Origin of the sequence: Streptomyces sp. NPDC006235 (assembly GCF_040613735.1) — a bacterium.
Taxonomy (GTDB): domain Bacteria; phylum Actinomycetota; class Actinomycetes; order Streptomycetales; family Streptomycetaceae; genus Streptomyces.
Genome location: NZ_JBEXSR010000056.1, coordinates 25,620 through 39,653 on the forward strand (window position 1 = coordinate 25,620; position 14,034 = coordinate 39,653).

At 69.2% G+C, this 14,034-nt stretch carries 9 protein-coding genes and 1 pseudogene; all 10 read right to left on the reverse strand.

Translation table 11 applies throughout. From position 1 onward, the window contains the following. Positions 1 to 7 precede the first annotated feature (7 nt). Entirely contained in the window at positions 8 to 544 is a 537-nt protein-coding gene (locus ABZ192_RS39090) for a phage baseplate assembly protein V (protein ID WP_356929220.1), read from the reverse strand. Between the two features lie 79 nt (positions 545 to 623). Further along, positions 624 to 1,763, reverse strand: coding sequence for a hypothetical protein (locus ABZ192_RS39095; protein ID WP_356929221.1), 1,140 nt, complete (start codon positions 1,761 to 1,763; stop codon positions 624 to 626). Further along, complete coding sequence (locus ABZ192_RS39100) at positions 1,756 to 2,124, reverse strand: hypothetical protein (protein WP_356929222.1); 369 nt, start codon at positions 2,122 to 2,124, stop codon at positions 1,756 to 1,758. The genes ABZ192_RS39095 and ABZ192_RS39100 overlap by 8 nt, the downstream gene beginning before the upstream one ends. Before the next feature lie 9 nt (positions 2,125 to 2,133). Next, positions 2,134 to 2,820, reverse strand: coding sequence for a hypothetical protein (locus ABZ192_RS39105; protein WP_150479283.1), 687 nt, complete (start codon positions 2,818 to 2,820; stop codon positions 2,134 to 2,136). Next, positions 2,817 to 3,575: a hypothetical protein gene (locus ABZ192_RS39110; protein ID WP_356929223.1), complete on the reverse strand. Its 759-nt coding sequence runs from the start codon at positions 3,573 to 3,575 to the stop codon at positions 2,817 to 2,819. Before ABZ192_RS39110 ends, ABZ192_RS39105 begins: the two co-directional genes overlap by 4 nt. A 33-nt stretch (positions 3,576 to 3,608) precedes the next feature. Next, positions 3,609 to 10,415 carry a DUF4157 domain-containing protein gene (locus ABZ192_RS39115; RefSeq protein WP_356929224.1) on the reverse strand — a complete coding sequence of 2,269 codons (6,807 nt, stop codon included), beginning with the start codon at positions 10,413 to 10,415 and terminating at the stop codon, positions 3,609 to 3,611. Then, positions 10,412 to 10,726 carry a hypothetical protein gene (locus ABZ192_RS39120; RefSeq protein ID WP_356929225.1) on the reverse strand — a complete coding sequence of 105 codons (315 nt, stop codon included), beginning with the start codon at positions 10,724 to 10,726 and terminating at the stop codon, positions 10,412 to 10,414. Before ABZ192_RS39120 ends, ABZ192_RS39115 begins: the two co-directional genes overlap by 4 nt. Further along, positions 10,723 to 12,750, reverse strand: a complete 2,028-nt coding sequence (locus tag ABZ192_RS39125) for an ATP-binding protein (protein WP_356929226.1) — start codon at positions 12,748 to 12,750, stop codon at positions 10,723 to 10,725. Before ABZ192_RS39125 ends, ABZ192_RS39120 begins: the two co-directional genes overlap by 4 nt. 35 nt (positions 12,751 to 12,785) lie before the next feature. Then, positions 12,786 to 13,682 carry a DUF4255 domain-containing protein gene (locus ABZ192_RS39130; RefSeq protein WP_356929227.1) on the reverse strand — a complete coding sequence of 299 codons (897 nt, stop codon included), beginning with the start codon at positions 13,680 to 13,682 and terminating at the stop codon, positions 12,786 to 12,788. A gap of 148 nt (positions 13,683 to 13,830) precedes the next feature. Then, positions 13,831 to 14,034 (reverse strand): annotated as a pseudogene (locus ABZ192_RS39135) (hypothetical protein); the annotation flags it as partial.

Here is a 14,034-nt window from a genome sequence, read left to right on the forward strand (position 1 = left end):
CCCGTTCCTATCGCTTGGATGCGACGGTCAACTGACCCTCGTTGATGTCCACCTGGTCACCGCGCAGGGTGATTTCGGCGCCCAGGCCGTTGGAGATGACGATGGCTTCCTTGGTGATGCGGATGTACGCCCCGCCCTGGGCCTGGAGCAGGATCCCCTGGTCGGTGCCGGGCGGATCGCTCATCACGATCTTGTGCGCCTCGGGTGTCTGGACCACGACGGGCTTGGCCTGGGACGTCGGCTGGACGAGCCGGCGGGCGTCGGGCGGCAGTTCGGCCTGTTCCCCGTACCAGCACCCCGTCCACACCGGGAAGCTGGGGTCGCCCTGCTCGAACTCGACCCACACACCGGCCCCGGGCGACGGCACCGCGAACTGCCCGGCCTGCGGCCCCGTGAACGGCAGACAGGGCAGCGCCCAGGTCGACGGCTCGTCCCCCAGGACGTCCGGGACCTCGACGGTGATGCGGCCGATGTGCAGGGGATCGTTGTTGTCCACGACCCGTCCGCGGAACTTGCCGAGGTAGCGATTGCCGGGTGCCGCCATGTGTACTGCTCCTGGTCGTGATGATCGGTTCGGGTGGATCAGGGCTGACGTGAGCGCCGATCAGGCCAGAGGTGGGCGCTCAGGGCCTGACGTAGGCGCTGCGTGCTTCGAGTCCCTCTCGGGAGAGCGTGAAGTTCTGCCGGAAGGAGCCCGGACGCAGGATGTGCGTGACGGACTTGACGTAGTAGTCGCCGTCGTACGTACGGCCCGAGCCGCGCACGCCGACCAGCTGGCGCGGCTGGAGGATGTAGCCGTGCCGGTTCACGTCGAGCGAGCCGGAACCGGAGATGACGTCGGCGGACACGGCGGCCCGGGCGAGCAGTTCGGCCTCGGCCTGCTCCCGCTGCTGTTTCGCGGTGCCGGAGAGCGTCTTGCGTTTCAGGGCGGGGGTGGGCCGCTTGCCGAGGGGCGGCCGCAGCGGGCTGATCGGCGGTTGCGGCAGCAGGGTCGACTGCCGGGTCCCCGGGTCCTGCCAGCGGGCCTGCGGCTCCTCCCGCGCCGTCCCGTCGTAGGCGAAGGTCAGCTGGTCGACGGTGGAGTGGGCGTCCATGTTGACGTTGAGGGCGTGCTGGCGGATGCCCAGGCGGACCTCGGGCCCCCAGCGTGCGCTGGACTGCCCGGGGGCCGGGCCGGGCTCCAGGTAGAAGGTGTAGCCGTTGGCCCGGGCGAGGTCGTTGATGTACTGGAGGTCGGTGCCCGTCTGGTAGTGGACGCGGAGGTCCTGGTGCGGGGGCTGGGTGACCTTCTCGGTGTACACGTCGGGCCGGACGCCGTAGCCGGAGTAGCGGCGCAGGATGGTCAGGACCCGCTGCGACGGCGGCATGTTGGGGTACCGGTCCGTGCGTTCCTCCAGGTCCATGACGAGGGCCAGGTCCTCGCCGGTGACGGTGAGGGTGGAGTGCCCCGGCTGGTTGCTGGCCCCGACCTCCTGGCGCACGATCAGCCCGTCGAACAGCACCTCGGGCGTGCCGCGGACGGTGACGGTCACGACGAGACGCGTCTTCGGGTCGAAGAAGCCCTCGGGCAGGAGGGTGCGGTTGATGAGTCCGTTCTTGGTGAGGTCGAAGGCCAGCTGGAAACCGCTGCGCTCCCCTGCCGTGGCCGTGATCTGCGCCGACAGCAGGGCCTCGGTCACCTCGGCGGGAACGGGCCGCACCAACTGCGGTCCCATGTGCAGGGTGATGTGAACGGGGCCGCGGCCCACCGGCAGTTCAGACACGCCGGTCCCCCCGCGGGAAGTGCCCGGCGAGCGGGATGTCGACCTCGCTGCCCGGCTCCGCGGTCAGCTCACGCGGGTCCAGTACGGGGTTGGCGTCGGCGATCTGCCACCACTGGCCGGGGTCGCCGAAGTAGCGCTGGGCGAGGAGGTCGGGACGCTCGCCGGTCCGCACGGTGTGGACCTGCGTGTCCTCGCTCTCCTCGAGAGGCGGGAGCAACCGGCGCTTGGTGTAACGCACTTCGGTCCCGTCGGGCTGCCGGTGCACTCCGATCTCGGCGTCGTGGTAACGGCTGGTACGCGGGTACGGGTGTGCCCCGGGTATCGCGTCGAGCGCGCTCTCGTACGGTTCGATGCCGGCCATGTCCGGTACTCAGCCCCTTCCCACCGCGATGTCACCGGGCCTGAGCCCCAGCGATCCGAGCCCCGCGGTGCGTGCCGCGCCGGCGAGGCGTTCCTTCTGTGCGAGATGCGCGTAGTACAGCTCGGCGCCGGGGTGGCCGAGCGGCAGGTCACTGACGGTCAGCACCTTCAAGCCGATGCTCAGGGAGGCCCGGATGGGGTTGAGGTTGACGTCGAAGGCGGACTCGTTGATGGACAGCTCCGTCAGCCGCACGGGCATGACGCGCTTGCTGCCCCAGGTGAACAGGGTCAGCGGCATCTCGATCGGACTGATCTCGATGGTCCCCTTCTTCGACAGCCGGCTCGCTTCCCTGAGCTGCGCGGAGGTCGGCTGCACGAGCATTTCCAGGACGGCGAGCTGGGGGTGGATACCGTCGGGCGCGGCGATCTCGAACTGGTCGGTGGCGTCGATCTCGGCGGTGAACTTCCAGGTTTCCTGGGCCGGCCCCTTGAGGCGGAGGGCCTCGTTTCTGTCCCCGCTCCCACTGCCTCCTCCGCCGGAATCCCCACTGCCTCCTGCCGACTGGGGCGAGAGGCTGCGTTCCAGGGTGTCGGGGTTGAACTGGAGCACGATGATGCGTTGGGGGGTGCCGCGTTCGGGGTCCAGGAGGACTATGCCGGAGCGGATGGGTTTGGGGATATCGGCGTAGCGGGTCACAGGCGGGCCTCCAGGCGGGTGCGCAGGTCGGAGTAGTCGTAGTTCGGGAAGATCCGAGGGAAGAGGCTCAGCATTCCTTCGAGATACTCAACTGTCTCCGAGAAGCCGTCGGCCAGTGAGATGTCCGTGTACAGGTACTGCCACCCGTACGTCCCCTTGGTGAGAAGCAGTGCGTCCAGGTATTCGCTGTACGTGATGTCCATCTTGATGAACCCCAAGGGGTACGGGGAAGCACCGATGGCCGCAATGTCGCTGTACCAGATCTCCAATGGGCTGGAGCCCGGTTTGAGACGCAGATACGTGAGCATACCGGCTCCGGACCGGGGCGTCTGATCCATGACGCGCAGTTCGGAGAGAAACGTTCGCTGAAACTCGCTCTCCACCGGGTCAGCGGGACCTTCCGGCTGGCTCAAAATGTCATGAATGGAGCGCAGGAAGAATTCGCCGTGAATCTCGGAGAGTTCCACGCCGGCGAGACCGCCGCCCCCTTCATCGTCGCCCGCATCGTCGTATTCGTCTTCGGACAGGGTGGACCAGCAGGCACCGAATTCAGTGAACCTCAGGCTGTGCGAAACGATGTCGTCGTCCAGCTGGACACCCTTCCATTTCTCGTTGAATTCAGTCAGGGGCGGCAGCTCCCCCAAGGACGGAGTCAGCTGACCCACGTCCTCGTACTCGACGTCCATGTACGGGCAGTTCGCCAGCTCGCGCAGGGAGGCGAGGTGTCGCTCTTCGTTGGCGGTGAAGTGTGGCATTCTGCGCTTTTCCAATCAGAAGTGATGGCCGTTTCACTTGAATGTGAAGTAGCCGTGCTTGAGGCGCACTCTCAGCACTGCCAGGAGTTCCGGGAGACCCTCCAGCGGCTTTCCTCTGGCGTTTCTGTAGCTCCGCATCTTATGACTCAGTTCGCTGAAGCTCTTGAACGCCTTCGTTCCCGGCGCCGCACCATTGCGCACTTCCATGAATGCGTTCATGAACACCTTGTTCTGAACCTTCTTGGCAGTGGCCGTAGTTCGGAACCTGAATGCCAATTCGATGTCACCCCGGCTTGCGGTGTTGATCGGGACGGAGGAGGCAGGCCGGTGACTGGGGTTCGGCAATGGGGGCGGAATGAAGGTGTTCAAGGTGGTGCTTTTACTTGCCGGCAGCTTCTTCCAATCGGATCGCTTTCTACCGGTCCCCTTTATCTTCTGGTACATTCCCCACTCGGCGGTGATCTCGTCGGGGAATCCCTTCGGATACGTGTGACCGTTCGGGTAGGCCTGGGGACTCGTTCCCTCGTAGCGCTTCAGGTTCACTCTGTACCAGCCCGGGTCTGCCGACCTGGGAATGGACGACTTCGCCGATCCGAACTTTTGGGCAGGGAATACCTCGAAGCCGCTGTAGAAGGGGCGATTTATAGAGTTCAGCGCGGGGACGAAATTCGAACCCTTGGCCGGCCCTCCCAATTCTCGAGGGATCAGATGCATGCGGTCCCATTGGCCGGGAACCCTGGTCAGGCCGTACCTCTCAAGGTACTCCCATCCTTCAGTGTGGTCTGTACTCTTGGGCTTCTGTCCGCTAAGACGTGCCCACTCGGGGTTGACGTACTTCGCCTCTGTAACCTTTCCTGGCCTGCCGTAGTCCTGTGGTGCGGGAGTGATTCCGGGGTCCGGTAGTTGCTGATTTTCGAGATACCTCATGAAGTCCTTCAGGACCCCGCGGGTGATTGTGACGCCGGGGTTCAGGACCGCCCTGACATGGAACTCTTCCCCGCCCGATGTGTACAGCCTGGTGAGGCCGTACTGTCGGCGCAGCTGAGCCAGAAGTACCGTGAATGTCTGCCTGTGTATTCCGGGCTCGAGTTTTCCCTCGATGATCGGGCGGATTCTGGCAGCGATCAGCGCCAGTCGGGCCTGCTTTGCCGCCTCGGACTCCTCTTCCTCTCTTCTCTCCTCCTTCTTCTCTTCCTTTCCCTTCCCGTCGGGGGCATTGCGGCCATCGCGGCGCTTGGCGTCTGCGTCCTTCTTTCCCTTGCCACCGGCATCGGGCTTGTCCTTGTCGGCGTTGGGGTCGGCCTTGTCCTTGTCGCCGTCGGGCCGCTGCTCCTTGCTCGTGGGGTCCTTGGTGGGGTCCTTCTTGGAGCTGTCCGGACCGTTCGCCTTCTTCGGATCGGGCGTGCTGGGCTTCGGCGACGGTGTCGGCCGAGTGTCCTGCTCGTCGTCCTTGTTTTTGTTCTTGGGATTGCCGTTCTTGTCCTTGGACGTGGGCGGCGTCGGCCTGGTCGAGTTGTTGCTCGGGGTGTTGTTCTTGCCGTCGGACTTGTCGTTCTTGTTCGTGGGGCCCTTGGGCTTCGTGGGCTTGGAGAACGGGGCCTGACCGTCCTTGTCCTTGGGCTTGGCGGGTGCGTCCTTGTCCTGCGGCTTGGCCGGGCTGGTCTTGTCCTTGGGCTTGGCCGGGCCGGCCAGGTCCCTGGGCTTGCCTGGAGAAACCTGCCCCTTCGGCCTGCCCGGACCGTCCTGGCCCTTCGGCTTGCCCGGCATGTCCTCGGACTTCCTCCCGGGCGGTGTCGTGGACGTCTGCGTCCTGGACGGTGTCGACGAGGGTGTGCCCTCGTCCCCGCCCTGCCCGTCCTTGGCCTTGTCCTTGCCGCCGCCCTTGTCCTTGCCCAAGTTGGCGGCGACGCCCTTCAGTCGCGTCCCCACCTTCGACACGTACTTGCCGATCCCGCTGAGGATCAGCTCGTAGGCCATTTCCAGCAGGACGACGATGCCGGCCGCTATCGCCTTGGCGAAGAGAACGCCCGCGCCGCCCTGGCGTACGGACTTCAGCCAGGTGATGACGGCGCCGATGGCCTTGAGGATTTCGCCCAGTGAGCCGATCGCGGCCTGGATGGCCTCCAGGATGGCCGCGCCCCAGCCGGCGCCTGGGATCAGCTTCGCCAGCACCTTCGTGATGACGATCTCACCGATGATGAACGGGAGTTGGGGGACGATCGCGTCCCACACCTCCTTGGCGATCTTCTCAACGGTGAAGCCGCCCTTCATGAGCTTGTTCCAGACGGCTTCGGTCAGGCCGGTGATCTCCTTGACCTTGTCGTTGAACCACTGCTTCACGGCACTCTTGACCTCGTTGAAGAGGTGGTTCTTCGCGCCGTCGTACGCGGAGTTCTTCGCGCCGCTCAGCCAGCCGCCGGGGTCGGAGAGGATGTCGACGAGAATCATCATGAACTCGCCGAAGGCGGCGATGAACTTCGTCGCGAAGTCGAGGATCGACTTGAGCGCGTCCTTGCACGCCTTGAGAACGTCGAGAAGCATCTTCTTCAGGACGTTCAGGATGTCACTGAGAAGCTTCGCGATGGATTCCAGCAGATCCTTCATGATCTGCTTCAGCGCGTTGGCGAGTTGGGTGACGAACGCGAGCGCCGCGTTGATCAGGTCCGTGATGAACTTGCGGATGCGGCGGGCGATTTCGATGACCGCTTCCACCAAGGACGTGACGAACTCGATCAGGTCCTCGATGAACTGCTTGATCATCTCGACGATGCCCTCGCGGGCCGCGTTGATCCAGCCCTCGACCGTCTCCTTGAAGCTCTTCAGCGCCTCGATGATCGCGTTCCGGGCGTCCTTGATGATCTGGACGACCTTGTCCCGCAGCTCGATGAACTTCTCTTTGATCCAGTCGAGCGTCTTGGACAACCAGCCCTTGGAGTCGTTGACGTTCTCGTCCTTCTTCTGCTCCGCTTCCTCCTCGGCCTTGTCGCCCTTGTCCTTGATGTCCTTGTCGCTGGTCTCCTTCTCCTTCTCGACGTCCTTGTCGGTGTCCTCCTCTTCCTTCTTGACGTCGTCGCGGATCTTCTTCTCACGGTCGGACTTCTTCGTGCCGAGCTTCTTCAGCTCCTCGTCCTGCTCCTTGGTCCAGTCGGAGCGCTGCTTGTCCACGTCCGTCAGGACGCCCTCGCGCTTGCCCGTCTGTTCCTTGGTGTTGGACTGGACTTCCTTGTCGACCTGCCGCTTGTGCTCGTCCTGGGACCTGCGGGTGTCCTGGGTCTTCTTCTCCCGACCCTTGCCCATGTCCTGGCGGCCGTCGCTGAGAGCCTTCTTGAACTGCGGCTTGCGTTCGTGCTCGGCCACTTCCGAGGCCGCCTCCGGCGGTACGGCACCGGTGCTCGCACCGCCGCCGCCCACCTTCGACGTGCCGCCCTGCTGGGCCGGCACCTTCCCCTCGAGCCGTTCCTTCGGCGCGTCCGGGTAGACCTGGTCCTCGCCCATCTTGCGACCGGCGTCGTCGGCGCCGGTCTCGGCGGCCTCCTGGCTCTTGTCGTCGGTGTTGCCGCCCTGCTCCGTGGCCTTGTCGTCGGCCTGGCCCTGCATGTCGACGCCCGGCGCGGTGCCGTTCTGCGCCTCCTTCATGGCCTCGTCCTTGGTGGGCATCCCGGCGAATTGGGCGGCCAGGTCTTCCGCCGTCACGTCGAAGCCGAGCCAGTCGCCGATCCCACCGATGGCGTAGCCGGCCATCATCCCGATCTGGTCGAAGAAGTCCGGCTCCTCCATCTCCTCGGCTTCGATCTTGCCTTCCGGCTTCTTCTCGCCCTTGACCTCGGCCTTCTCGCCCTTGGCGTCCGCGGCGCGCTGTGCCTTGTCCTGGCTGTACTGCGCTGCCTCCTCGGCGTCCGGCTTGCCGTGCAGCGTCCTCGGGGCGCCGGTGGGACGGTCCATGGCGGGCGGCTTGGACGCCAGCTGCTTGTGTTCCTTGCCGACATCCTTGTCCACGGCGCCGCCGACGCTGTCCATCGCCTCGACGGCCTGGTGCGGCTTGAGGTTCGACGCGGCGGAAAGGCCCTCCTCGGGGGAGACACCGGAGAGGTCCGGGGCAGCCTTGGACGCCTTCTTCCCCTTGGGTGCGGAACTCTTGGCGCCACCCTTCGTCGAGCCGCCACCGCCGCCCCCACCGCGTGCTGCCGCCGGAGCGGGCCGGGAGCCGGATTCGCCCCCGCCGCCGGAGTCGGCCCTGCTCTGCGCCTGCGGAGCCTGCTCCTTCGGGGCCTCGGTACGCGGTTCCTGTGCCCTCGGGCTCGGCTTCTCCGTACGGGAGGAGGAGCGGGAATCCGTTCGTGAGCCGGAACTTGCCGTGTCCGGGCCGGAGTTGTCGCTGTCCGAAGACGGTCTGGAAGTCGAGGCGGACGACGGTGTCGTACCGGTATCGGCCGAGTTGTCGGAGCCGGTCGTCCCGCCCCCGGACGCGGAGCCTCCCGAAGTGCCGCTCCCGGCTTGGTCCTTGGGCCCCTTCGACTCCTGCGGACCGGGGGACTCCTCGGCCTTCGCCGCGCCCGTGGCGCCCTCGTCGGAAGCCGCCTTCTCCCCCTCGGCTCCCTTCGTGGCCGTGTCCGACGGGGACGCGGCGGCCGAGGTGTCGGAACGGGCCTGCGCGGAGCCCTTCTCGCCGCCGCCCGAGGACTTGTCGCCGGGGCCGCCCGCGGTGGGCGTGCCCTTCTCCTCCTTGGCGGCCTGCTCGGCCGTACCACCGCCCGTCTCCTTCGAACGGTCCTTGACTTCCTGCGCGTTGGCCTCGGCGGCGACCGGACCGGCCTTGGGGTCGTCGCCCTGCTTGGGGTCCTTGGAAGCCACGCCCGGCGCCGGCTTCGGCTCGGGCCTCTCCTCGGGGCGAAGCTCGCTCTCCGTACGGCGGCTCTGCGCCGCCGCCTCCTCCTCGGCACCGGGCACGGGCGGGGAGTCCTCGGTGCCCGGGTCGTCCTTCTCCGCCGCCGCCTCGCGCTCGGCGTCCTCCTCGTCCTCCTGCTCGCGCTGCGCCCGCACCTTGTCCGCCTTGGTCGGCGGCGGCGCGGGAAAAGAGGGCGTGGACGGGGCGGAGTTCGCCGCGGACTGATCGATCTGGTCGGAGGTCGGAACGTTCGACACGTCGAGGTCCTGCTCGGGAAGGAAGTCCTCCGGCCTGAGTTTGATGTCCCAGGCACTTTCCTCCCCGCCGCCGACCTCCACCTCGGAGTCGCCGCCCTGGGCGGCGGGTTCCTCCCGCTCCTCCTCGCCCTCCTGGTCCTGGGCGCGCGCCCCGTCCAGTGTGCTGGAGCGGCCGAGGAACCCGTCGTCCTTGCCGGCAACCGTGGGGGTGCCCTCGTCGCGGCCGGGCTCGTCCTTCCTGGCGGCCTCGGCCGCGGCGGCACTCTGGCGAGCCTGGGCGGCGGCCTCGTCCTCGGCGCGCGGGCCTGCCGCCTCCTCCTGACCGGCTTCCTGCTTGGCCTTCTCCTCGGCCTGCTTCGCCTCGGCCCGGTCGCCGTCCTTCCCGCCGCCCTGCTTCCCCGTGTCCTGCCGCCGGCCCTGCTGTCCGCTCTTCTCCGCGCCGGACTTCTCGCCCTGCTTCCCGGCCGCCGGCGCTCCGGCCTTCTCACCGCCCGCCTGCGCTCCGGCCTTCCCTCCGGCCGCCTCCTGCCGCCCCGGCTTCTGCTCCGACTGCGCGGCGGGTGATGCGGGCTGCTCACCGTCCCCCTTGGGGCTCGACGCATCCCCACCCGTCAGTGGGTCGGAGTCCTTCTCGTCCTCGGCCTTCCCGGCGTCCGCGCCCGGAGTGCCGCCCTGCGGGATCGTGCCGCCGGCGTTCTCCGGCGTACTGCCCGCGGCGAGAGCGGTGTTCCCCGCCCCGTCCCCGTCCCCGTCCACGGACTGCTTCTCCGGGCCGGGAGCGGGCCCTGTCCGCTCGGTGCGCCGCTGCTCCTCCTGGGCCGCCTCCTGCTCCCTCTCCCGCTCCGCCCGCACGTCCTCGGCGGTGTCCTCCTCGATCTCCGGAGCGAGGAGGCCGCGCTGCCGGGCGGTGGCCTCGCTGTCCGCCCGGCCTTCCTCGTCGATCTCCGTGACCAGGTCCACCACGAAGTCGTGCTCGGAGGTGAGCAGCCGGTGCTCCAGGCGATCCAGTACGCGCTCCTGAAGCTCCTCCGAGAGCGGTGCCAGGGAGGCGCGGACACGCTGCGCGCTGTCCGTCGGGTCGGTGCGGAGCGCCCGGATGACCGTGTTGGCGAGGCGGTCGACCAGCGTGGCGGGGTCGAGGTGCTCGAGCCGATTGCGGTCGGCGTGGACGGTGGTGTAGCGCATCCACGCCGGAGTGTTGGCCTCCGGGGCGACCTCGGGTACCTGCTCGCCGCGCGCCACGGCCTGGGCGGCATCCTCGGCGGCGCGCTCGGCCGCCTCGTGCGGCGCGCTGACCTGACCCAGGTCACGGCCCGCCGCCAGCATGCCGCCGGCGAACGGGTGCTGGATCGTGTGCAGCAGCTCATGCGCGAGCAGGGCGCGGCCCTGCTCCGTGCCCGGCTGGTACTGGCCCTCGCCGAAGAAGATGTCCTGGCCCACCGCCACCGCGTCCGCACCCAGCATGCCGGTGAGAGCACTCGCGTCGCGGTCGGTGTGCAGGCGTACGGAGCCCAGGTCGTGGCCGAGCTGCTCCTCCAACTCCCGGCGGACACCGGCGTCCAGCGGCTGCCCGGCGCCGCTGACGATGTTCTTCGACTCGGGCGTGCGGTTCTTCGCCGCGCGCTCCTTGCGTTTGCGGCGGCGCTCGGCGGCGGCCTGCTGGGCCGCCTGGGAGTCCTGAGCTGCGGACGCGGTCATCGCGTCACCTCCCCACGGCCCGAAAGCCCCGCGTGCACCGCGCGGGCCAGCTCCTGGCCGAGCCGGCGCGCGGACAGCCCGGCGGGCATCGGGGGCAGGCCCGACACGCCGTCCACCGACACGGCGCCGTCCGCCGCCAGCGGCACCCCGTGTTCCTGTACGAGACGGGTCAACTCCCGCTCGAACGAAGCCGATACGCGCCGCGGGTCCACGGACGGGCCGAAGCCGTCCAGGACCAGCTCGCCGATGTCGACGCGGATCTCGCGCGGCTCGGCACGACCGGCCGTGCTCTCCCGATGCGGCCTGTTCACACCCATCCGCGCACCTCCGTAGGCGTCAAGGAGCGCTCCAGCTTCAGGTATTCGGTCCGGGCCGCCGCGGCCATGTGCCGCATCTGCAGGGCCTCGCCCTCCTCGGCGGCCAGGAACGCCCCGGACAGGGCGATGTTGCGGATCGAGCCGCCCGCCACGGTGAGCTGGGCGAGCAGCTGCGGGTCGAGGTCCTTGACCGGAGCCTGCGGCGGCAGCACGCGGCGCCAGATCTCGGCGCGTTCGTGCTCGGCCGGGAAGGGGAAGTCCACGACGAAGCGGATACGCCGCAGGAAGGCGTTGTCCAGGGCCTTCTTCATGTTGGTGGTGAGGATGGCGAGCCCGCGGTAGGCCTCCATCCGCATGAGGAGATAGCTGACTTCGAGGTTGGCGTACCGGTCGTGGCTGTCCTTGACCTCGCTGCGCTTGCCGAACAGGGCGTCGGCCTCGTCGAACAGCAGCAGCGCACCGCCCGCCTCGGCCGCGTCGAAGACCCGGCGGAGGTTCTTCTCGGTCTCACCGATGTACTTGCTGACGACCTGGGAGAGGTCGATGATGAACAGGTCGAGGCCGAGTTCCTTCGCCATCACCTCGGCGGCGAGCGTCTTGCCCGTGCCGGAGCCGCCCGCGAACAGTGCGGTGACGCCGAGGCCGCGGCGCAGGGTCTGCGCGAAGCCCCACTCCTGGTGGACGGTGGCGCGCTGGCGCACGTGCGCGACGATCTCCCGCAGGACGTTCGTCTGCCGCTCGTGCAGCACCAGGTCGTCCCAGCCGGCCCGCGGTTCGATACGGCGGCCCAGCTCGTCCATGCCCATGCGGGCCTCGTCCAGACCGGCCCGCCAGGCGAGCTGGACGGCGTCCAGCTCGTCCTCATGGGGCAGTTCACGCCGTACGGTGGCGGCGGCGGAGCGCACGACGTGCGGGGGCAGCTGGAACTGCGCGACCAGCGACCGCAGTTCGCCGTCGTCGAGGTCGGCCACGTCCCGGAAGGCGTCCGCCCACAGGTCGAACTGCTCGTCGTCGTCGAGGGGCGGCACGGACACGCGGGTGCCGTGCGGTCGGTCGCTGCGGCGCGGGTCGGCGCTCGACACGACGACGGGTACGGCGGCTCCGGCCAGGAACGCCTCGGTCGCCGCCTGCTGGTCCCGGTCCAGCTCGCCGGCCTCGACCAGCAGCGCGGCGGGCAGCAGGATCGCCTCGCGCTGCCACAGCCGGGCGAACCGGTCGCGCTCGGCGGGGTCGGTGGGGACGTCCTCGGCGCTCATCGTGTACAGGCCGAGTCCGGCGCGTGCGGCGCCCGCCGCGGCGATGTCGGCGCGGCTGCGCAGGTCGCCGCCGACCAGCTCGACGAGCAGCGGCGCGTCCGGCCGGGCGCCGTCCGCCCAGCCCGCCGCGACCCGGCTCGCGGCCAGGTCGTACGAGGGCGGCAGCCGGTCCGGTACGGGGGTGCGGCGGGCCTGGCCGTGCAGCCGGGTGTCCAGGTACGGCGAGCCGAGCAGGAAGTGCAGGATGCGCTCGTCGAGCCGGACCCGGGAGGTCGTCAGCCGGGTCTCGTCGTCCAGCTCGACGAGCCGCCAGCGGCGCAGCGGCGACACGGGGGTGAGGGCGCTCCAGTGGGGTTCGGCCAGGGCGGCCAGGGCGAGCGAGAAGGTCGGGTGGGCCCGCTCGGGGTCGGCACTCGCGGCGGCGCAGCGGGCGGCGGTCGTGGGGTCGAGTTCCTGGGCGGCGGTGAGCACGACGAGGTCCCGCTCGAAGGGGGTGAGACCGAAGCAGGCGACGAGGGCGTCGAGGGCAGCGGTTCCGGGACCGGTGGCGGCGACCGGGGTGGCTCCGGCCGCAGCACGGGCATCGCCGTCGGCCGGCCCCGAAGCTCCCCCGGGTACGTCACCGTCACCGCTCCTGGCCCGCTGCGCATGGGCGTCGACGCGGGCCAGGACACGCCGGATCTCGGCGGTCAGCGTCGGTCCGCCGCCGTGTGCGGCGGCCGACCGCGGCTCCCGCACCTCGTGCGAACCGTGCGCTCCCATGTCGTCTCCTGCCCCCGTCGCTGCCATGTGCCGCCTCAGCTCTCCGCGTCCTCGCCGCCGGACTTCGTGTTCCTCGTCTCCTCGGCAGGGGACTTGGCGGTCTTTTTCGCTGTCGCGGTCCTGCGAGCACGCGCCGGAGCCTTGGCGGCGGCCTTCACCGGGGCCTTCGCGGACGCCTTGGCAGGAACAGACTTCGCAGGAGCGGACTTCGCAGGGGGTGTGCTCGCCTCCCGCACGGGCTCGGGCCGGGGCTCCCCGGTCCCGGACTGCACGCTCGGCCGGTCTCCCCCCTCGGGGAGCTTCGGCGGCACCGGCGCGCCGGGCGCCCCGAACGGCAGCACCCGTACCTCGGGCCGCTCCACCGGCTTGCCCGGCACCGGGACCTCGCGGCCGTCGATGAACACCAGGGCGGCCTGGTAGACGACGGACAGTGTGTACGGCGTCTGGTGGAGCATCCCCCACAGCTTCGACGTCTCGTCGATGTCCATCACGGTGGGCGTGAACCGCACCCGCTGCACCGCCTCCGCCAGGTTGCTCCCGGACAAGTGGGCGCGCTCGCCCGCCAGTTCGATGATGTCCTTCGGCAGGACGGGGATCTCGTGCAGCGTGCGCACGACCGACCCGATGAGCCGCTGCCCGACCAGCTCCGCCTCCTCACCGTAGGCGCTGATGAGGTAGTGCAGGTCGAGCGGGGCGGCCGCACGCCGGACCAGCGTGCCGTCGGCGGCGCGGGTGGGCAGGTCGGTGTTGCGCTGTGAGGTGTTGGGCGTGACCTGGTACAGGAACACGGTGATGGTGGGTTCGGTCGGCGGGTCGGCCGGGGGCTTGCGCGGCTCGACCTTGACCGCGATGTCGATGTCCGGCGGCAGGTTGGTCTCGATGAGCAGGGCGAGGGCCTGGGTGACATGGGCGATGGCAAGTGCGTTACTCATGGCGTCCGTTCCCCGGTCCCTCTGGTCGTGTCCACGGTCCCTGTCGTCCCGCTAGTCCCGCTCGTCCCACGGGCCGGCCTTGTCGTCCTGCTCGTCCCGCCGGCCGGTCCCGTCGTCCTACTCACCCCGCCAACCGCTCCCGTCGTCCTCACTCGCGCCCCCTGGCCAGGTAGTCCGCCAGGCTGACCGCGGCCCGCGGGCGCTCCGCGTCCCGTGGCCTGCCGCCCCCGCCCCGGGGCGCTCCGCCCGCGGTGACCTCCAGGCCGGTGACGAGCCCCGCCGCTACGAGGAGGCCTTCGGGCACCAGGTGGCGCTGACCTTCCTGCGGCGGCAGCCGGAGCGGATCGCCGCC